Origin of the sequence: Virgibacillus oceani (assembly GCF_014638995.1) — a bacterium.
GTDB classification, from domain to species: Bacteria; Bacillota; Bacilli; order Bacillales; family Amphibacillaceae; genus Virgibacillus_E; species Virgibacillus_E oceani.
Genome location: NZ_BMFR01000004.1, coordinates 61,183 through 82,329, shown reverse-complemented (window position 1 = coordinate 82,329; position 21,147 = coordinate 61,183). Strand labels below are relative to the sequence as shown.

The window sequence follows — 21,147 nt, the reverse complement described above, 5'->3', positions numbered from 1 at the left end:
TATTTGATGAATAGGCTGTATTATCTGACGTCATGAATTTTGAGAAATTAACGGAAGTTAGCTGAATCAACACATGGCTGTTATTACCTTTTAACAAATGCAGATAAACGGTATTTATTTTCCTTTATTTATAATTGAGGCTAGGGCCATAGCACACAATCGCACGTTATTTACTTCTTAAAATTATTTATTAGGGGGATTAAATTGGCTGAAGGTTTGCTGGAAATAAAAAATCTGAAAACATCATTTCGCATCAAAGATAACTATTACGCAGCAGTAGACGATGTATCTATAACAGTTAACAAAAATGAAGTATTGGCAATAGTTGGGGAGTCCGGATGCGGCAAAAGCGCACTGGCATTTTCAATAATGGGACTACATAATCGAGCAAAAATAGAAGGAAATATTTTATATAAAGGTCATGACATAGCCAATATTTCACCTGCTAAGCTAAATAAGCTTCGCGGAAATGATATGGCAATGATCTTTCAGGATCCGCTAACGGCATTAAATCCGCTAATGGAAATTGGAGATCAAATAGGAGAAATAGTTTCCTTACATAATAAAAATCTATCGAAAAGCGAGCGAAAAGCTAAAGTTATTAAACTATTGAACAAGGTCGGGATTCCTCATCCGGAACGAACATATAAACAGTTTCCTCATGAGCTTTCTGGAGGAATGAGGCAAAGGGTAGTAATCGCCATTGCAATTGCAAATGAGCCGGAATTGCTGATTGCCGATGAACCTACCACCGCTCTTGATGCAACAATTCAATCGCAAATCCTAGACTTACTTAATGAATTAAAAGAGGACATGAATGCTGGAATTATTTTGATTACACATGATTTAGGTGTTGTAGCTGAAACAGCTGACCGAGTTGCAGTTATGTATGCGGGCCAAATTGTAGAAATTGCAGATGTTCATACATTGTTTGGGGATCCCCAGCATCCGTATACAAGATCATTATTAAATTCTGTTCCGAATGCAGCTAAAGACCAAACAAAATTACATGTGATTCAAGGAATTGTTCCGTCACTGCAAAAATTGCCAAGAGAAGGCTGCCGGTTTGGACCAAGAATCCCTTGGATAGATAGTTCAGCACATGAGGATAATCCTGTTCTGCATGAAATAAGCCCTGGTCACTTTGTACGATGTACTTGTTACAGCCAGTTTAGCTTCCCTGAAGAGAGTAAGGAGGATCAGAGTCATGGGGTTTCTTGAAGTAGAAGATTTAAAGGTGCACTTTCCAATAAAGGGTGGAATTTTTGGACGAACTGTTGATTATGTGAAGGCTGTTGATGGTGTCTCACTTTCCATTGAAAAGGGAAAAACATATGGACTTGTTGGTGAATCAGGTTCTGGAAAGACTACTACAGGTCGAGCAATTATGGGACTTAATAATATTACAGCAGGCAAGATCACTTTTGACGGTTATGACATAACGGATTTAAAACAGGCAGAGCTGGATGTACGTAAACAAATACAAATGATTTTTCAAGACCCATACTCTTCGTTGAATCCTAAAAAGCGGGTATTGGACATAATCGCTGAACCATTACGCAATTACGAAAAACTGTCAAAAATAGAAGAGAAAAAAAGGGTGCAAGAATTACTGGAATTGGTTGGATTGAGCCCGGAAAGTATCGTGAAATACCCGCATGAATTCTCAGGTGGACAACGTCAACGCATTGGAGTTGCTAGGGCAATCGCTTTAAAACCAAAAGTTATTATCGCCGATGAGCCTGTTTCAGCACTTGATGTTTCAGTGCAAGCACAGGTATTGAATTTTATGCGGGACATCCAAGAGGAATTAGATCTAACTTACCTCTTCATTGGTCATGACCTTGGGGTAATCAGACATATGTGTGATCATATTGGAATAATGTATAAGGGGCGTTATGTTGAGCAGGGGACTACGGAAGAAATTTTTAACAGTCCACAGCACATTTATACGAAGCGTCTTGTCGCTGCCATTCCAGATATCGACCCTTCGCAACGTAAAAAACAAATTCAATTCCGTCAAGAAGTTCAAACGGAATACGAGCAATCATATAATGAATACTTTGATAGTGATGGTTTGGCATTTAAGCTTAAGCCCGTATCAAAAACACACCTAGTAGCATTGCCGGAGGTTGAATGATATGTGGAAATTCACAGTACGAAGAATTCTAATAATGATACCCCAAATCTTTTTATTAAGTATTTTAATCTTTCTCATGGCACAAGCAATGCCTGGTGATGCATTATCAGGGTTAATTGATCCCAATCTGGACCCTAAAGAAATTGCAAAAATGCGTGAAAAGCTGGGTCTTAATGATGAGTGGTATGCCCAATATATAGACTGGATAAAAGGAGCAATTCAAGGAGACCTTGGGGAGTCATTTCGCTTCAAGATGCCAGTTTCAGAATTAATTGAACAACGCTTAATTAATACTTTCTGGCTTTCAGTAGTTACATTAATTATTACATATTTAATTGCAATACCGCTAGGAATAACAAGTGGACGTTTTAACGACACTTGGGCAGATAGAATCATTACAGGATATACTTATATTGGATTTGCAACACCTGTATTCATTTTCGCCTTAGTCATGCTATGGATTTTCGGTTTTCACTATGGATGGTTCCCCACAACAGGCAGTGTAAAACCGGGGTTAGAGCCAGGAACGTTTGATTACATTGTGAGCAAAATATATCATATGCTGCTTCCTGCAATTTCATTAGCACTTATTACGACGGTTAACACTGTACAGTACCTGCGCAGTGAGATTATCGATACAAAACAGCGAGACTTTATCATTACAGCAAGAGCGAAAGGTGCACCCGAATCAAGGGTTTATAATCGACATATTTTACGAAACTCATTATTGCCGATTGCAGCGTTTTTTGGTTTCGAAATAACTGGTTTAATCGGTGGTACGATTTTTGTTGAACAAATATTTGGTTATCCGGGGATGGGACAATTATTTTATGAATCGATTCTTTTACGTGATTATAGTGTAGTAACTTCAGTTGTTCTGTTGTTTGGAATTGCTTCCATTTTAGGGGCTTTAATTTCAGATGTTATTTTGAGTCTGGTAGACCCGCGCATCCGAATAAAATAATAATTCGATAGACTCAGAGGTGATTAAAATGGATATGAACAATAGCAATGTTGATATATCGGACGAGAAACTGGAAGCAAGTAAAAGTCCCACTGGATGGAGTATTATATGGAGGGAAATTTTACGGGATAAAGTAGCACTAATATCGTTAATATTTTTAGTACTGGTTGTATTGTTTGTATATGGTATTTCACTTATTTTAAATCAGGAAGAAATTGTCACAGTGGATTTATTTGCAATACATGAACCGCCATCAGAAGAATTTTTGCTGGGAACTGATTATGGCGGGCGCGATATTTTTGGCCAGTTAATCATTGGAACACGGAATTCCCTTTCTATTGGAATATTAGTGACACTAATGACAGGGTTAATCGGTATCATTTATGGATTGGTTGCAGGATACTTTGGCGGAACGGTTGATAATATAATGATGCGAATTCTTGATTTCTTTTTGATTTTGCCATTTCTAATGGTAGTTATCGTATTTGTAGCGATAGTTCCTAAGTATAGCATCATTTCATTTTCATTAATTATGACAGCATTTTTATGGATGGGGATTGCCCGGCTGATACGCTCGAAAGCATTGCAGGAAAAGGAACTTGACTATGCTCAGGCTTCCAAAACACTTGGTTCTTCCAATCTGAAAATTATGTTTACACAGGTGTTGCCGAATCTTAGTTCACTCATTATTGTAACAATGACATTGAATTTGGCGGCAAATATTGGTTTAGAATCTGGTCTCTCGTTTTTAGGCTTTGGTTTTCCTGAAAGCACGCCAAGTCTTGGAACACTTGTCAGCTATGCTACAAACCCGCAAACATTGGAGAGCAGATGGTGGATCTGGTTACCTGCATCAATACTAATTTTAGTACTGATGTTGAGTATAAATAATGTCGGTCAAGCGCTAAAGCGTGCGACTGATGCAAGGCAACGAAGAGGATAAAAAAAGGGAGGGTACAATTAATGAGAAAGTTAAGTTTTACAAAGGCGTTATTTGCGCTAATGTTAGTTTTACTACTCGCATTGGCAGCGTGTAGTAAGGAAACTGAAGGCGAAAAGCCTAAGGATTCCGGTAGTACAGATACAGAAGCCACCGATGACAGTGGTGAAGAAGAAGAAGCTGATGATGGTCTTTATTCTATTGAAGATTTTAGTCCAGATACAACAAATGAAGGCGAAGCAATAGAAGGCGGAACCCTAAACTTTGGTTTGGTATCGGACACTGCATTTGAAGGAACATTGAACTGGAATTTCTATGGTGGAGATCCCGATGCGCAAATTTTAAATTGGTTTGATGAATCATTAATCCAATTTGACAAGGATTATGTTATGTCAAACGAAGGTGCAGCAACATATGAAGTAAGTGAAGATGGGCGTACATTTACGTTTACAATTAAAGATAATGTTAATTGGCATGATGGTGAGCCTGTAACTGCAGAGGATTGGTTATTTGCTCATGAAGTAATTGGTGATCCAGATTATGATGGACCTCGTTATGGATCAGATTTTACAAATATTGAAGGTATGGAAGAATACCACGCCGGAAAGGCAGATACTATTTCTGGTATTGAAGTGGTTGATGATAAAACGTTAAAAATAACTTACAAAGAAGCAACACCGTCATTATTAACAGGGAGTGTTTGGACATATCCATTAGCAAAGCATATCTTTAAAGATATTCCTGTGGCGGAAATGTCAGCTTCACCAGAAGTACGCGAGCATCCAATTGGCTTTGGACCATTCAAAGTTGAAAGCATCGTACCTGGCGAGTCAGTAGTGATGACTAAAAATGAAGATTATTGGCAAGGTGAACCAGCTTTAGATAAAGTTGTAGTTCAGGTAATTAATCCAAATACTGTTGTTCAAGCAATTGAAACTGGAAAAGTTGATTTAGTAGATAGCTTCCCAACAGATCAGTACCCTGAAAATGCCGATTTATCAAATGTTGAATATCTTGGAATGATTGACCTTTCGTATTCATATATTGGCTTTAAACTTGGCACATGGGATAAGGAAAATAATGTAGTTAAACCAAATCCAGATGCTAAAATGGGCAATAAAAAATTACGTCAAGCAATGTGGCACGCAGTTGACAATGAACAAGTCGGTAAGAAATTCTACCATGGATTGCGTTGGAATGCGACAACATTAATTCCACCTTCACACCCTGTGTATCACGATGAAACTAATCCTGGCAGAGAGTACGATCCGGAAAAAGCAAAACAGCTTCTAGATGAAGCGGGATATAAAGATACAAATGGCGATGGCTTACGTGAAGATCCTGATGGTGAAGAATTAGTCATTAACTTCGCTTCAATGTCAGGTGGAGACACAGCCGAACCTTTAGCTAAATATTACATTCAAGCTTGGGAACAAGTTGGTCTAAAGGTACAGCTTTTAGATGGCCGTCTGCAAGAATTCAACACATTTTATGAGCGTGTTGGTAATGGGGGTAATGATGATCCTGCAGTCGACGTTTATGCTGGTGCATGGGGTGTAGGATACGATGTAAACCCTGCTGGCCTCTATGGTCATGATGCCATGTTTAACTTCGCACGTTATGAAAGTGAAAAGAACACAGAATTATTAGAAGCAGGTGTATCTGAAGCAGCGTTTGATGTTGAAAAACGCCAAGAGATTTATAATGAATGGCAAGAGTTTATGGTTGAGGAAGTGCCTGTATTCCCAACATTGTACCGTTCGTTACTAGTTCCAGTAAATAATCGCGTTCAAAACTACTCATTATCGGTTGATTACAATGGACGTTATAAAATTGCTGTAACACAAGAAGAACCAATGGTTGCTGAGTAATAATAACAATTTATGAAGAAGACCCGCCAGGCGGGTCTTCTTTTTGATGGGTTTTATTTTAATTGTGGTAATAAAAATTGGATGATTTTATAGATATTTATAAAAGATACTTATAGCTGCTTTTCTGCGGCATTAGCCACGTCCAGCTACAGCGCCCAGCATATAAGTACTGAGAAATAGGTGTTTACTCCCAGACCCTGTAACATTACAAGACTATTGTCACGAATCTATTATATTTGTAATAAACTCTAGCAATCTTGGTAATGCTTGTAATAGACTCTTAAAAATCTTGTAACTGCATTGTCTATTTTCCTATGATAGTATAGGCAATGTCAGAATTTAAGGAGGAACAACCCTATGAAGAAATTAGTAGCAGCACTTGCTACAAGTGTTATTATTGCTGGCGCAGCTGCAACAAGTGTTTCAGCGGAAGAATATGAGGTCAAAAAAGATGATACCCTCTGGGACATTGCTAACGAATACGATACTACCGTAGATGATTTAGTAGATATAAATGAATTAAAAACAACAGTTATTCACCCTAAACAAAAGCTTTTTATCAATGAAACATATATGGTTGAAAAAGGTGATACATTAATTGGAATTGGTAAAAAGTTTGATGTTACGGTGGATGACATTAAAGAATGGAACAATTTAGAGTCTGATGTAATTGTAATTGGCCAAGAAATCGAAATTAAAGGAAAAAATATAGTTCAAGAAGATAAGCCAAGCAATAAGATAGCAAAAAATGCAAATACACAGAAGACCTCAAATAAAGAATCAAAGAGTGAACAGGATAATTCTCCAGATGGTAAGACAATCAGTGTAAAAGCTACAGCGTACACAGCTGGTTGTGATGGCTGTTCTGGTGTTACATCAACTGGAGTAAACTTAACTGAAAATCCAAATGCAAAAGTAATTGCTGTGGATCCAAATGTCATTCCACTAGGTTCAGAAGTATATGTGGAAGGATATGGATATGCAACAGCTGCAGATATCGGCGGCGGCATTAACGGTAATGAAATTGACATCCACGTTCCAACGAAGGACGATGCCTATAATTGGGGCGTTCGAACAGTAGATGTCACCATTATAAATAAATAACTTACTAGTTTGCTAGATTTAGTGTCAGCAATATAGGGAAAGCGTCTTTATATAGATGCTTTCCTTTTCTATATATGAATTAAACATTTATTGTATTTGTATAGATGCAGTATTATCTGTGCTCTGCTCAATTGTGTCATCAGATTTGGATACAGTCTGCGAATAACCAACAATTCCAAACCCAATGATCATCACTAAAAATAGTACGATTAACAGCTTTTTCATGATTACCCCTCACTTTATTCTTTCTATTTCATAGTATATAAAAAAAATCACGTCTAAACCATTGATTTTGATGACAAATAAAAGGTAATTCTTACAAATTTGAAAGATTCCAGGTAGAATTTAGTAGACGAACATGCTTTAAAACATTAAGATAAGTGTAATATATAAATACATAGCAGAAGGATGGTGAAAGATTTGCTGCAAAAATGGGGTGTTGGGGGACTGTTAATTGTTATTGCAACTGCACTTTTTATCATTAGTTTATTATTTCCATGGTCACATGTTTTATCATTTATGAGCATGAATGGGTTTCAGCATGATGGCTATATCGTATTAGTTGTTTTCGCATACCCGCTTTATACAGTTTTGTCGGGAAAGCCGATGTACAGATTTTTTGGCATAGGATGTTCCGTCATCGCTGTTATCTTTTTGGTTTATTATATGATCAGAATGTCTGAGGACTATTTAGGAACGTCAGTCAGTACTGCTGGTTTTGGCTTATACGTTGCTATAATATCGGCCATTGTACTTCTGGCTGGTACAGTTATAAAAATTAAAGAATCGAGGTAGCTAAAAACCTTCTGTATGGATACAGAGGGTTTTTGTATGCTAAAGTGTATGATTATGATTAATCGGTTAAATAATACAAGGTGACTATGATAATACACAAATTGTTTTCTCTAAGTAAACATTTATTATATTATGTGATAAACTATAGATAAAATATACATTCAACAATAATAATTGTCCACTCTATATGGACAATTGTATGTTAAACGCTTACATTAAAGGAGGAATTTGTACCATGACAAGTAAATCACTACAATCTTTTTTAGATGAAAACATTGCTGATTTGAAGGAACGAGGGCTTTACAACGAAATTGATCCTGTTCAAGGACCAAATGGACCAATTATTACAATCAATGGGAAAAAGCTAATTAATCTTTCCTCTAATAATTATTTGGGGCTTGCAACAGATGAACGCTTGAAAAAGGTTGCAAAAGAAGCTGTAGATTCACATGGTGTTGGTGCAGGAGCAGTAAGAACAATCAACGGTACATTGGATCTTCATTTAGCGCTGGAGAAAAAATTAGCTGAATTTAAAGGTACAGAAGCAGTTATTTCCTTCCAGTCTGGATTTAACTGTAACATGGCAGCTATTTCCGCTGTCATGGACAAAAACGATGCAATCCTTTCAGACCAATTAAACCATGCATCAATAATCGATGGATGCCGCTTATCAAAAGCAAAAATTATTCCATTCAATCACTCTGATATGGATGACCTTCGTAAAAAAGCGAAGGAAGCAGTTGATTCAGGGGATTATAACAAAATTATGGTCATTACGGATGGAGTTTTCTCTATGGATGGTGATGTTGCGAAACTTCCGGAAATTGTTGAGATTGCTGAAGAATTCGATTTGATCACATATGTCGATGATGCGCATGGTTCAGGTGTCCTAGGAAAAGGCGCGGGTACTGTTAAACATTTTGGGTTGCAGGATAAGATTGATTTCCAAATGGGGACACTTTCAAAAGCGATCGGTGTTGTTGGCGGATATGTTGCTGGAAAAGGAGATCTAATTGATTGGCTAAAGGTACGCTCACGTCCATTTTTATTCTCAACAGCAGTTACACCGGCAGATGCTGCAGCGGCGACAAAGGCAGTGGAGCTATTAATGGAAAGTACAGAATTAAATGAAAAGCTATGGGAAAACGCGGATTATTTAAAAGAAGGCTTAAAGAATTTAGGCTTTGATATAGGTGATAGTGAAACACCGATTACGCCGTGTGTTATTGGTGATGAAAAAGATACACAAAAATTCAGCAAGAAGCTAAATGAAGCAGGAGTTTATGCGAAATCAATTGTATTCCCGACAGTACCAAGAGGAACGGGACGTGTGCGCAATATGCCATCAGCCGCACATACAAAAGAAATGCTTGACGATGCAATCGCCATATATGAAAAAGTCGGAAAAGAAATGGGATTAATATAAGGAAGCGGGACAGGGGGTCAGACCCCTTGTCCCACTGTTTCACTTTGAAAAGATAGGGGTATAACGAATGAAAAAAATTCTAGTCACCGGTGCGCTCGGACAGATTGGTTCAGAGCTCGTGACAAAACTACGAGAAGCTTATGGTACAGCAAATGTAATTGGAACGGATATTAAGCAGAAAGAGGAAAGTGACGGTCCATTTGAAATTATTGATGTAACGGATGCAGATCGTCTATTTACTGTTGCTAAAGAGCACAAAGTTGACACAATAATGCATTTGGCAGCACTTTTATCGGCAAAGGCAGAAGAAATTCCTAAAAAGGCATGGGATTTAAATATGGGTGGTCTTGTAAATGCATTAGAGGTGGCCCGTGAACTTAATTTACAATTTTTCACACCGAGTTCAATTGGTGCGTTTGGGCCTAATACGCCTAAGAACAACACACCACAGGACACGATTCAGCGTCCAACAACAATGTATGGCGTTAACAAAGTAGCCGGAGAGCTTCTTTGTGACTATTATTACCACCGTTTTGGCGTGGATACCCGTGGTGTACGTTATCCGGGGTTGATCTCATATGTGACGCCCCCAGGTGGTGGGACGACCGACTATGCTGTGGAAATTTATTATGAAGCAGTAAAGAATAAAGCCTATACGTCCTATATCGGCGAAAATACGTATATGGATATGATGTATATGCCAGATGCTTTGAATGCTATTGTGCAATTAATGGAGGCGGATCCATCGAAATTAAAACATCGTAATGCATTTAACATTTCGGCTATATCTGCAGCACCTGAGGATTTCGCAAAAGCTATTCAAAAGCAAATACCCGATTTCAAATTGAATTATGATGTTGACCCAGCACGACAAAAAATCGCAGAAAGCTGGCCGAATAGCATTGATTCATCAGCAGCAACGGAAGAATGGGGTTTTAAAGCTAAGTATGATATTGATGCAATGACAAAAGATATGCTTGAAAAAATCGCAGCAGCACCAGTTAAATAAATAACGGGACAGAGGGTACAGTTCACAAGCTCCTCGTCCCAATTACTAAAAAGGGACAAGGGTTCAGCAACCCCTTGTCCCATATTTCGTTAACCTTTAATTTCTGTATCATACATTTCGGCTATTTGTTTTTGCAATTTCTTATCCTGCACATATTCGTCATAGCTCATCTCTTTATCGATCATTCCTTTAGGCGTAATCTCGATCAGGCGATTTGCAATACTGTTGACGAACTGATGGTCATGTGACGTGAAAAGAATCGATCCTTTAAATTTGATCAGTCCGTTATTTAATGCAGTAATGGATTCCAAGTCTAAGTGATTCGTTGGCTCATCCAATAGCAGCACATTAGCATTGCTAAGCATCATTTTGGAAAGCATACAGCGAACCTTTTCCCCACCGGACAATACACTAGCTTTCTTCAATGCTTCTTCTCCTGAGAACAGCATTCTTCCTAAGAACCCTCGCAAAAATGTTTCTGTTTCATCCTCAGGTGAGAATTGACGTAACCAGTCGACTAACGGCAGTTCGTTATTTTCAAAATAAGCTGCATTGTCTTTTGGGAAATAGGATTGAGACGTAGTGACACCCCATTTGTATGTTCCGGCATCTGGCTCCAATTCACCCATTAAAATTTTAAACAACGTTGTTTTTGCAATTTCATCTTTACCAACAAAAGCGACTTTGTCATCCTTGTTGATTGTGAAGCTTACATTATCTAAAACCTTTTTATCGCCAATTGTTTTGCTTAACCCTTCTACGCGCAATAGGTCATTGCCAATTTCCCTTTCCGGTGTAAAAGCAATATAAGGATATTTACGTGATGAAGGTTTTATATCGTCCAGTGTAATATTGTCTAAAAGCTTTTTACGTGAAGTTGCTTGCTTTGATTTAGACGCATTAGCACTAAATCTCGCGATAAATGCCTGTAATTCTTTGATTTTCTCTTCTTTCTTTTTGTTTGCTTCCTGAGCCATTTTAGTAGCAAGCTGGCTGGATTCATACCAGAAATCATAGTTGCCAATATAAATCTGGATTTTACCATAATCAACATCGGCAATGTGCGTACATACCTTATTTAAGAAGTGTCTGTCATGGGACACAACGATTACCGTGTTTTCAAAGTTAATCAGGAATTCTTCAAGCCATTGAATTGCTTGAATGTCCAATCCGTTTGTCGGCTCATCTAACAGCAAAATATCAGGATTGCCAAAAAGTGCTTGTGCTAAAAGAACTTTTACCTTTTGATCCCCCGTTAGATCTGCCATGTTCAAATAGTGAAACTCTTCACCAATGCCTAATCCTTTCAGTAAAACAGCCGCATCTGATTCAGCTTCCCAGCCATTCATCTCAGCGAATTCACCTTCGAGTTCCGCAGCACGCATGCCATCCTCTTCGGAAAAATCGGATTTCATATAAATAGCATCCTTTTCCTGTTTTACTTTATATAAACGTTCATGCCCCATTAATACGGTATCTAAGACCTGATTCTCTTCATATGCAAAGTGATCCTGCTTAAGCACCGTCATTCGTTCACCGGGTGATAGAGAAACGTTTCCTGATTGGGGTTCAATTTCACCTGATAAAACCTTCAGGAAAGTGGATTTACCAGCACCATTGGCACCAATAACCCCATAACAGTTGCCGGCAGTGAATTTTAAATTTACATCTTCAAATAACTTTTTATCTCCATATCGCAAACTGACATCAGTAACAGTTATCATTTGTGTATAATCCTCCAAAAAATATAGTAATCATCAACGTTTAGCTTACGGTAAATAAGGGGTTTCGTCAATGTAAATACAACATATAGTATAGAAAGAAAGTATAATTCTTACAAAAAAATAAAAAATTGCAAAAAATGGCTTGTATATTTATTGATTTTTCGGTAAAGTTTTGATATAAGTGCCCAATTATTAATAAAATAGATAAAATAAGACTATATTTTTAATGGGAAATATGCAACAATAAATCAACACTATTATTCGTTAAGCAACAGCTATTAACGGAGGGGAATTATATGGGGGAGAGAACGGTTTATTTTCTCTTTACAGATACGGGAACTTATTTATCACGTGCGATTAATTATTGTACGAAGCAATCGTTAAATCATGTTTCCATAGCCTTTGACGATGATTTGCAGGAAGTATACAGTTTTGGGAGAAAGCGTCCTAGAAATCCGTTTATCGGTGGATTTGTTAAAGAGGATATACGCAGTGACTTTTTAAAGGATTCGAATTGTGCAGTTTACAAATATCACATACCTGAAGCCGATTGCGAAAGAGTACTGCTGAAAATTAAAGAGTTTGAAATGCAGCAGGATAATTATAAATATAATTTTATTGGATTGATTGGTGTGCTGCTGCAAATTGAAATTAATCGGGAAAATGCGTTGTTCTGTTCACAGTTTGTCGCAACCGTATTTCAGGAAACAAACGCATTCAATCTTTCAAAGCCACTCTGCTTTACGACGCCTGCGGATATTCGTAATCAAGCTGGATTAAAGTTAATTTATGAGGGAAAGCTTGGTGAATACCAGCATAACAGAATGAATACAGAGCGCAGGTTAATAACAGGGGAAACTACTGCCTTAACGAAGCAATCATTTATATTTATATTATCTAAAAAGGTAAAGCGATTTGTTATCAGATGAGTGAACAGCACCATAAATAACGTGACTAATAATAAAGGTTAAATCCAATCCTGCCACAGAGAAGTTTTCTGTGGTATTTTTCTAAGGAGTGACAAAGTAATGGAACGTGGAAGCAATTACCGACTGCTAAAAATAAAGGATGTTTTATTTAATGAAACGGATGATTTTCATGAGCTTGGCATCGAAGAAATAAGTGGGAAGCTTCGTCTGTTATTTGGGGAAGAGGTGGTGTTTGATAACCGTACACTAAAGCGCGACCTGGAAACTTTAGACGATATGGACTTTGAAATTGTTCAAAATAAAGGAAGATTTGGGAAGATATTATACAGTCACCAATCGCGGTTATTTGAAACATATCAGCTTAGATTAATTATTGATGCCATTCTATCAGCGCGTTTTATTACAACGAATGAAAAGAAAAAACTAATAAAAAAGGTAAAGCACCTTACAAGCAAACATATTGCAAAGACACTCCCGGAACCAATATTGTTCAGTCAGTCCGCAAATATAGATTATGAATTGGTCAAATTAAATATTGATTGTGTTCATCGTGCAATTTCCGAGAAAAAGGTTCTTCATTTTCGCTATGGGAAGTTTAATGTTGACAAGGAATTTGAATTTAACCGCAATGGTGATACATACTATGTTGAGCCGTATGCATTGATTTGGCAAAATGATTATTATTATCTCATCGGAAGATTTCAGGAAACAAATGAAATCAGACATTACCGGCTGGATCGAATTCGCAATATAGCGGTAAGTGATAAAGAGTTTGTAAAAGAGGACGATTTCCGCCTGCAGGAATATGTTAATCAAAGCTTTCATATGTTTGCAGGGGAGGAAATTCGGATTAAAATTCGCTTTCATATTGATCTTGTCAATGTTGTATTGGATCGTTTTGGACAAGAAGTAGATATTAAACAAATGGACGCTGAACATTTTGTGTTAACGACTAAGGCGAAATTATCGGATGGGTTAATCAACTGGATCCTGACATGGGGAAATCAGGCAAAAGTGCTGTCACCTGATTATTTGGTTGATCAAGTAAAAGAAAAAATCCAGCAAATGAATGCTGTATATGAAAGTGAAAGGTAAAGCGGGAGATTCGGTCTGCCGCCTTTACCTTTCAATCCCTAACGTTTCATAAGGCACCCTGATTTTAAATGCTAGATTGTTAGCTTCCAAGTCAATGTGCTCAACACTAACCTCGAAATTACTTTTAATTTTCATTTCGGAAACGGCCACATAAATTTCTTCCTTCTTAGGGTTAATGGTAACCCATTCCGGCATCGGCAAATATTTTTTCATGTATTCCATTATTTTCTGATTCGGAAGCTCTAGTAACCCAATTGAGATGGATTTTTGTTTTAAAATGACGTTCCCATCCTTTTGTACTAGAGGTTCCAGGTGCACAGACAATGGAACTGTAGTCGAAAATACAGGCAGTTCCCCAAGTAAATGGACATCATCCTCAAGCGATACACTGTAATTATGCTTCGTATCATTTAACAGCTTATCAAGATAAGCATTCACTAAATCATTCAGGTTCTTTTTCGTTGTTCGTACAATGAATTCAGAGCTTTCATGTGCTTGTTGATTATCCGTATTCGGCAATGGTGTTTCAGAAACTGGCCAAAAGATAAAAGTGATAAGTGCTAACAGGAAAAATACATTTAACAGGAGTAAGCTATAAAAAAATCGCTTCCATTTATTTTTTTTCTTAGACGGCTTAGCAGATCTTAATTCTGTCACAACAGCTCTCCTCTCTTAATCAGTTAAGTACTCTAATACGCGTTTAGCTATTCGCTGATATCCGCGTGTGTTTGGATGAAAGTTATCCTCAGCGAATAAATCAACATCTGTATCAGCGAATAAATCTATTGTCGGTATAAATGTTATGTTTTCATACATCCCGGCCACTTTTTTTCCTGTACTATTCCAATTTTCAACAATAATACCCAGTTCTTTTATCTCGGGAAAGTATTTTTCAAATGGATTATAGAAACCTAGCAAATATATTTTTGTATTAGGGTTTAAATGGTTTATTTTGTCAAAAATGGTTTTTAAACGCTCTTCGTAAGCGATACGTTCTTGTGCAAAATCCTTGAATGTTAAATCTGTAAAATTCTCTTTTACTACTTTCATAATATCATTCGCACCAATTGTAATAAGCACGATGTCAGAATTTGAAATGGACGCAGCAATTTCAGGGTTATTCAAGCGTTTTAAAAGCTGATCTGAACGATTTCCGCGCTTTCCATAATTATCGAACTCAACAATTTGATTATCTCTATTTAGTGCCTTATCCAATATTCCGACATACCCACCGTCACCGGTAATGTCTCCAACCCCTTGTGTCAAGGAATCGCCAATTGCTGTGATATTCGTTTCTTTATTTGTAAAATAATCGATTGTAGTCTGAACTGCCTCTGAAACGATGTCTTTAAAATGCGTTTTTATATCATCTTTTTCCAGTTCATCCTGGTTGGTTTCTTCCTGTTCCTTCTTATCATTTTCATCGGGTTCTGATTCTTTCTCGTGTGTTTGAGGCGGTTTATTTTCTTTTATATCACTTACCTGCTCAGTGGGTTGAGCAGTAACAAGAAAAATACCAATTCCTGCAAAAAAAATAACGATTAAAATAAGAGCAATTTTTTTCTTCATGTAAATCACACCTAAAGCAGATAATTTTCTAATCTATAGTAGCACAATAATGGTGTATCATGTTTAATTCAGGTCAATAGTATATATTTACCCATTTTTACGGGCAAGTATCACGGAATAATATTTCGATTGTTTTACAATTTATATTATATAATATGGGTTCGTACATGGGGGTGTGTTTAGATAGGGGTAATTAAAAATATTGTTACTTTTACAATTAAAAATGGCCAACAGCTGTTTTACTGTCTGGCCATTTTATGGGGATTTATGATTAGGAATAGGCGATTGTAGTAACTTTACCTTCTGCCTTCATATGTTTATTTACAATGTGGCAAAAGTCCTCGACCATTGCACTGGCAGTTGGGAAAGCTCCTGCACCTGGCCCGGAGAGTGTCAGATCGCCAATTATATCAGTCTTCATGTGAATTGCGTTGTTAACACCCTCAATCGCATAAAGCGGGTGTTCTGCAGACACAGATTTTGGCGCTATATTTGCTGTTATCGCTCCTTCTGTTAAAGCAATTTCCGCTATATGTTTAATACGATTGCCGGATGCAGCTTCTTGTTTTATCGCTTTTGCTGAAATTTGTGAAATCCCGACACACTTCACATGTTCCCATACGGGCTGTTCGTCAAAAATAAGCTCACATAAAATTTTTAGCTTATATAATGCATCATATCCCTCAATGTCATTAGTTGGATCCGACTCCGCATACCCTAATGATTGTGCTTTCAGTAAAGCATCATCAAATGTTGATCCATTTTCCCTCATATCAGTCAGAATATAGTTTGACGTTCCATTAAGGATAGCCTGCACACGATTAATTTTATTCACCTGCAGGAGGTGCTGAATCGTTTGGATGATAGGGATGCCTCCAGCAGTTGTGGCGTCAAATCCTATCCCAACATCGTATTCGGCAGCAAGTTGTTTCAGCTCCTGTCCATGTGCCTGGAACATTTCCTTGTTTGCTGTTATGACATGTTTTCCAGCTATAATGCATTGGCGTAAATAACTGTATGCAGGTTCTTTTCCAACAATAGCCTCGAAGACAACATCAATTGCTGGGTCATCCAGAACTGATTGAAAGTCTGTTGTGAAACGAACATGAGGGGCTTTAGTATGATGCTTTTCGGGATGTTTTATTAATATAGTAGAAATTTCTACCGGTATACCCGCTATCTCCTTTAGACGATCCTGGTGATTACAGAGCACATCACGAACACCCTGCCCAACTGTACCAAATCCCAGGATTGCAACGGAAAGCTTTTTCATTTTGGGAATCCCCCCTTTACATCTCATTCTAAAAATTCCTTAACCACATGCCCCCATCTTTCAAATTGGGTTAAAAATCCGTCATGGCCAAAATCGGTCTGAACATGATAATAGAAACTATCTGGAACGTGCTCAGATAGCTCCTTGATTTGTTTTGGTTCATAAATTAGATCATTGTCAAAACTGATTGTGAGTAAAGGGCATTGATAGTTTTTAACAGCCTGCCTCCAGCCACCGCGATTCAATCCAACATCATGGCTGTTCATAGCATTTAAAAGGGTTAGGTAACTATTTGGATCGAATCGCCGCATCAGCTTTTCACCTTGATAGTCCAAGTAGGTGGATACACGGTAATCGTCGTTTGCCTTTTCCCGATTAAATCGACTGGAAAATAAATCAGAACTGCGATAGGTGACCATTCCAATCATCCGTGCAATCTCTAAGCCCTTTAAATCAAATTCAGCTTCATAAAAACCATCGTTCCAATTTCGGTCTGCTTTTATGGCGGATGAGGCGATATGGTTAAAGGCAATTCCATAATCAGAAAAGACGGGTGTCGCGGCTAAAATAATTAGTTTATCCGTAACAGCCGGATAAAGCAATCCCCATTCAAGTACTTGCATTCCGCCAAGTGACCCCCCAATTACTGCAGCAAGTTTCCTGATTTGCAGCTCTTGTAATGCCTGATGCGTCGCATGTACCATATCACGGATAGTTATGGCGGGGAAATCAGCTCGGTAATTTTCACTAGTATTAGGGTTTAGCGAGGTCGGTCCTGTAGATCCATCACAACCACCCAGTACGTTAAATGTTATGACCTGGAATTTATCGGTATCAATATATTTATTGGTGCCAATCAGTCCGTCCCACCAGCCGGGGTTATCTTCCGTTCCAACTGTATAATGATTGCCTGTTAAAGCATGACAAACAAGAATGACAGGTGCGCTTGCAGGACCGACACTTTCATAGTGTAATGTTACCCTTTCTAACGTTTCCCCAGATGTTAAATGGAACGGGCCGAATGATACACATCCAGTTATAAATCGTTTGATTAGTGTTTTGCTCATATCGTACCCGTCCTTTAATAAAAAATTATATTTCTTAAGTTGCATTTAATTTCGCTGTTTCAAAAAATGACGCGCGATTTAAAATCATCATGTTGGTGATAATTTATACCTCGACAGTCGTGCGTTCCGTAGCGTTTCCTCTAAGGTGTTTGTACGCTTTATAAGGATTCAATTCCGTGACGACCGATATGCCTGCCGCCTCTGCATTATCCAATGTTTGATCAGTGGCTTGCGGTTTTTCAATCCATAATATTTTTCCTTGCTTGTTGATAAGCTCTTCAATTGTGTTGGCTGGTAGAGTGCCCTCGTCTAACCAGACCGCATCAATATTAAATGGAACATCGGCCAATTTTTGATAGTTTGTTTCGTTAAGTGCGGATTGCTCTGTTTCACTAATTGGCACAATCTTATATCCTAATTGTTGTAGTTGGGTGGCACTATTATAAATGGCACCTGAACCGGATACTGCAATTACTTTCTGACGTACGTTGCCTCCCTCACGTTCAAATGGGGAAGTTAATAACCATTTGACAGCATCTTCTGCTGTTGATTTAAATGTTTCTTCATAGCCTGTAGCCTTTGCAATTGCTTGATCCAAATCTACTAAAATATCACTGACACGTTCGATGCCGATTGATAAACGAACTAACTCTTCTGTTACACCACTCTTTTGTAAATCCTCTGCACCTAGCTGCTGGTGGGTAGTTGATGCCGGGTGAATAATTAACGATTTAGCATCTCCAACGTTGGCAACATGTGACCAAAGGGATATATTGTCGATTAATTTTCTGCCAGCATCGCGTCCGCCTTTGATTCCAAATGTAATGACGGAACCATAGCCGTTTTTAAGGTATTTCGTGGCAAGTTCGTGTGATGAATGCTCTTTTAAACCTGGGTAATTAACCCATTCAACAGCGGGATGAGCTTGTAAATATGCTGCTGCTTCCTCGGCATTTTTGTTATGGCGTTCAACACGCAAATGCAGTGTTTCAAGCCCTTGCAAAAGCAAGAATGCATTTTGCGGGCTTAAGCATGCGCCGATATCACGTAGGAGCTGGACGCGTAGCTTTGTCACAAATGCGGCTGGTCCGACATCTACAAAACGGAGCCCGTTATAGCTTGCATCAGGTTCAGTGAATCCCGGGAAATTGCCATTGCCCCAGTTGAAACGTCCCCCATCTACAACCACGCCGCCAATTGCTGTACCATGTCCGCCAATCCATTTCGTTGCGGAATGAACAACAATATCCGCTCCCCACGTTAATGGCTTCGTAATGTATGGTGTTGCAAATGTATTGTCAATGATCAATGGGATATTGTTTTCGTGCGCAATCGCTGCAATCCCTTCAACGTCAAAAACATTTAGACTTGGATTCGTAATAATCTCACCAAAAATTGCTTTTGTTTTATCCGTAATTGCCCCGCGAATAGCTTCAAGATCGGTGCCATCAACGAATTTTACATCGATACCGTAACGTGGCAATGTTGTTGCGAAAAGGTTGTATGTTCCGCCATATAAATTGCTATCAGCTATAATTTCATCACCAGCACCCGCTAAATTTAAAATGGTTAACGTAATCGCAGACATACCGGACGATGTGGCAACTGCTGCAACTCCATCTTCAAGTGCAGCAATTCGCTGTTCAAAGACATCAACGGTTGGATTGCCAATTCTAGTGTAGATATTACCAGTCTCTTGCAGACCAAATAAATTTTGTGCATGCTCTGTGTCACGGAATACATAGGATGTTGTCTGATAAATTGGGACTGCGCGAGACCCCGTTGCAGGATCCGGCTCCTGTCCACCGTGCAGTAATACCGTTTCCTGATTTTGCAGATTAAATTTTGACATGAATAATTCCTCCTTTTTATTTGGGTCAAAAAGATAGGAAAAGAGGGGAAAATAAAAAGCCCTCTTCCTTAAGAAGAGGGCGTATCATTTAACGTTCCTCCTCTTATCTTCCAGATCATGATTGACCTGTAGGATTTAGCACCTTTCAAGTGAGCAGTCTCACGTTGATGGTTGCCGGGCTTCAAAGGGCCTATTCCCTCCACCGCTCTTGATAAGAGATACAAATTTTAGAAAAATTAATTTAAAAAGAATTATATACCTAACAGATAATTTTAGTCAACACTTTTTTGAAAAATATTTATTTTAATAATTGATTGGAAGTTTAAGGAAATACGGTCCGATTTTAGCAAAATACGATCCAGTTCAGGTGAAATACGATCCAAAGTCACAATTTACGATCCAAAATGGGTTAAATACGAGCCGATTCAACCAAAATTACCATCCAGCTAATCTATCTGGTTGCTCGCAACGGACGGCGCTGTGCCGAGCCCATGTAAATAATCAAGGCAACCCATATCAATGAAAATGATACCAAATGTGCCCGTGAGAATGTTTCATGGTAAAGAAATACACCCAAAATGAGCATGATTGTTGGTGCAATATATTGTAAAAATCCTACCATTGATAATGGAATTTGTTTTGCGCCACTTGCAAATAGTAAAAGCGGAACAGCAGTAGCAACACCCGCACCAATTAACAACAAATTTGTACCGGTCAAGAAGCTTGAAGAAGCAAATCCCACATTATCAGGTATTGCCAGCAAATAGATAAAAGCAATTGGTGTCACAATCATCGTTTCAATTGCCAGTCCGAACATGGCACCAATATCAACCATCTTTTTTAATAAACCATATATCCCAAAGCTAAGTGCCAGAAGCAACGATACCCAAGGAAATACCCCGTAGCTGACAGCAAGATTAATAACACCGACTGCTGCAAGCAAAAAGGATACTAGCTGGTTGCGCGTTAATCGTTCTTTTAACACAATAATCCCAAGCAGAATACTGATCAGCGGATTAATGTAATACCCGAGACTAGCTTGGATGACTTGATCACTATTGACCGCCCAAATATATGTCAGCCAATTTATACTAATCACAACTGAAGCTAGTGTAATGCCAATCAATTTCTTTTTATCACGAATAATTACTTTGCATTCCTGGATAAAACCGGACCATTTCCTGACGCACAAAATGACGCCTGCCATAAAGAGAAAAGACCATACAATACGGTGTGCCAGTATTTCGCCTGCGGGTACCTGCTGCACCAATTTCCAGTAAATCGGCAAGAACCCCCAAAGCAAGTAGGCTAAAGCAGTATAAATAATTCCTGATTTTTCATCTGTCCGATTCATTCGGCTTCCCTCTCAATCTAGTTAACATTCAAAGT

19 protein-coding genes and 1 riboswitch are annotated in these 21,147 nt (G+C 38.2%); of the genes, 11 read left to right on the top strand and 8 right to left on the bottom strand.

Annotated elements, in window-relative coordinates; all coding sequences use genetic code 11:
* Positions 1–204 precede the first annotated feature (204 nt).
* From IEV74_RS07260 to IEV74_RS07235, 6 genes are all read left to right on the top strand, one after another.
* On the top strand, positions 205–1,221 hold the full coding sequence (locus tag IEV74_RS07260; RefSeq protein WP_188454703.1) for an ABC transporter ATP-binding protein: 1,017 nt from the start codon (positions 205–207) through the stop codon (positions 1,219–1,221).
* Positions 1,208–2,140 carry an ABC transporter ATP-binding protein gene (locus IEV74_RS07255; protein WP_188454702.1) on the top strand — a complete coding sequence of 311 codons (933 nt, stop codon included), beginning with the start codon at positions 1,208–1,210 and terminating at the stop codon, positions 2,138–2,140. The genes IEV74_RS07260 and IEV74_RS07255 overlap by 14 nt, the downstream gene beginning before the upstream one ends.
* A gap of 1 nt (position 2,141) precedes the next feature.
* The gene (gene opp4B, locus IEV74_RS07250; protein ID WP_188454701.1) at positions 2,142–3,104 is read left to right on the top strand and encodes an oligopeptide ABC transporter permease; all 963 of its coding nucleotides are present in this window, start codon (positions 2,142–2,144) and stop codon (positions 3,102–3,104) included.
* 34 nt (positions 3,105–3,138) lie between these two features.
* Complete coding sequence (locus tag IEV74_RS07245) at positions 3,139–4,047, top strand: ABC transporter permease (RefSeq protein ID WP_188454854.1); 909 nt, start codon at positions 3,139–3,141, stop codon at positions 4,045–4,047.
* 20 nt (positions 4,048–4,067) lie between these two features.
* Positions 4,068–5,915 carry an oligopeptide ABC transporter substrate-binding protein gene (gene opp4A, locus IEV74_RS07240; RefSeq protein WP_188454700.1) on the top strand — a complete coding sequence of 616 codons (1,848 nt, stop codon included), beginning with the start codon at positions 4,068–4,070 and terminating at the stop codon, positions 5,913–5,915.
* Between the two features lie 357 nt (positions 5,916–6,272).
* Positions 6,273–7,019 (top strand): 3D domain-containing protein, encoded by a 747-nt coding sequence (locus IEV74_RS07235; RefSeq protein WP_188454699.1) that lies wholly within the window; start codon positions 6,273–6,275, stop codon positions 7,017–7,019.
* Between the two features lie 87 nt (positions 7,020–7,106).
* Here the strand turns inward: IEV74_RS07235 and IEV74_RS07230 are convergent, their stop codons facing one another.
* The gene (locus tag IEV74_RS07230) at positions 7,107–7,244 is read right to left on the bottom strand and encodes a hypothetical protein (RefSeq protein ID WP_188454698.1); all 138 of its coding nucleotides are present in this window, start codon (positions 7,242–7,244) and stop codon (positions 7,107–7,109) included.
* Positions 7,245–7,439: 195 nt separating this feature from the next.
* Here IEV74_RS07230 and IEV74_RS07225 point away from each other — a divergent pair, with 195 nt between their 5' ends.
* From IEV74_RS07225 to IEV74_RS07215, 3 genes are all read left to right on the top strand, one after another.
* Positions 7,440–7,814, top strand: a complete 375-nt coding sequence (locus tag IEV74_RS07225) for a hypothetical protein (protein WP_229683086.1) — start codon at positions 7,440–7,442, stop codon at positions 7,812–7,814.
* 235 nt (positions 7,815–8,049) lie between these two features.
* A complete protein-coding gene (locus tag IEV74_RS07220; protein WP_188454696.1) occupies positions 8,050–9,240 on the top strand; it encodes a glycine C-acetyltransferase in 1,191 nt (396 codons plus the stop codon).
* Between the two features lie 67 nt (positions 9,241–9,307).
* Entirely contained in the window at positions 9,308–10,249 is a 942-nt protein-coding gene (locus tag IEV74_RS07215; protein ID WP_188454695.1) for an L-threonine 3-dehydrogenase, read from the top strand.
* Positions 10,250–10,338: 89 nt separating this feature from the next.
* Here the strand turns inward: IEV74_RS07215 and IEV74_RS07210 are convergent, their stop codons facing one another.
* On the bottom strand, positions 10,339–11,973 hold the full coding sequence (locus tag IEV74_RS07210; RefSeq protein ID WP_188454694.1) for an ABC-F family ATP-binding cassette domain-containing protein: 1,635 nt from the start codon (positions 11,971–11,973) through the stop codon (positions 10,339–10,341).
* Positions 11,974–12,269: 296 nt separating this feature from the next.
* On the opposite strand from IEV74_RS07210, the gene IEV74_RS07205 reads away from it, so the two are divergent.
* Together IEV74_RS07205 and IEV74_RS07200 are read left to right on the top strand one after the other, a co-directional pair.
* Positions 12,270–12,902, top strand: coding sequence for a hypothetical protein (locus IEV74_RS07205; protein WP_188454693.1), 633 nt, complete (start codon positions 12,270–12,272; stop codon positions 12,900–12,902).
* A 99-nt stretch (positions 12,903–13,001) separates the two neighbouring features.
* On the top strand, positions 13,002–13,997 hold the full coding sequence (locus IEV74_RS07200; RefSeq protein ID WP_188454692.1) for a helix-turn-helix transcriptional regulator: 996 nt from the start codon (positions 13,002–13,004) through the stop codon (positions 13,995–13,997).
* A gap of 24 nt (positions 13,998–14,021) precedes the next feature.
* On the opposite strand, the gene IEV74_RS07195 is transcribed toward IEV74_RS07200, so the two are convergent.
* From IEV74_RS07195 to rarD, 6 genes are all read right to left on the bottom strand, one after another.
* Positions 14,022–14,654: a YpmS family protein gene (locus IEV74_RS07195; protein WP_188454691.1), complete on the bottom strand. Its 633-nt coding sequence runs from the start codon at positions 14,652–14,654 to the stop codon at positions 14,022–14,024.
* A 15-nt stretch (positions 14,655–14,669) separates the two neighbouring features.
* Positions 14,670–15,566 (bottom strand): SGNH/GDSL hydrolase family protein, encoded by an 897-nt coding sequence (locus tag IEV74_RS07190; RefSeq protein ID WP_188454690.1) that lies wholly within the window; start codon positions 15,564–15,566, stop codon positions 14,670–14,672.
* Between the two features lie 271 nt (positions 15,567–15,837).
* Positions 15,838–16,839 (bottom strand): homoserine dehydrogenase, encoded by a 1,002-nt coding sequence (locus IEV74_RS07185; protein ID WP_188454689.1) that lies wholly within the window; start codon positions 16,837–16,839, stop codon positions 15,838–15,840.
* A gap of 23 nt (positions 16,840–16,862) precedes the next feature.
* Positions 16,863–17,906, bottom strand: a complete 1,044-nt coding sequence (gene metX, locus IEV74_RS07180; RefSeq protein ID WP_188454688.1) for a homoserine O-acetyltransferase MetX — start codon at positions 17,904–17,906, stop codon at positions 16,863–16,865.
* A 103-nt stretch (positions 17,907–18,009) separates the two neighbouring features.
* A complete protein-coding gene (locus tag IEV74_RS07175; protein WP_188454687.1) occupies positions 18,010–19,758 on the bottom strand; it encodes a PLP-dependent aspartate aminotransferase family protein in 1,749 nt (582 codons plus the stop codon).
* Positions 19,759–19,858: 100 nt separating this feature from the next.
* Positions 19,859–19,976, bottom strand: a riboswitch (SAM riboswitch).
* Positions 19,977–20,209: 233 nt separating this feature from the next.
* A complete protein-coding gene (gene rarD, locus IEV74_RS07170) occupies positions 20,210–21,112 on the bottom strand; it encodes an EamA family transporter RarD (RefSeq protein WP_188454686.1) in 903 nt (300 codons plus the stop codon).
* Between the last annotated feature and the right edge of the window lie 35 nt (positions 21,113–21,147).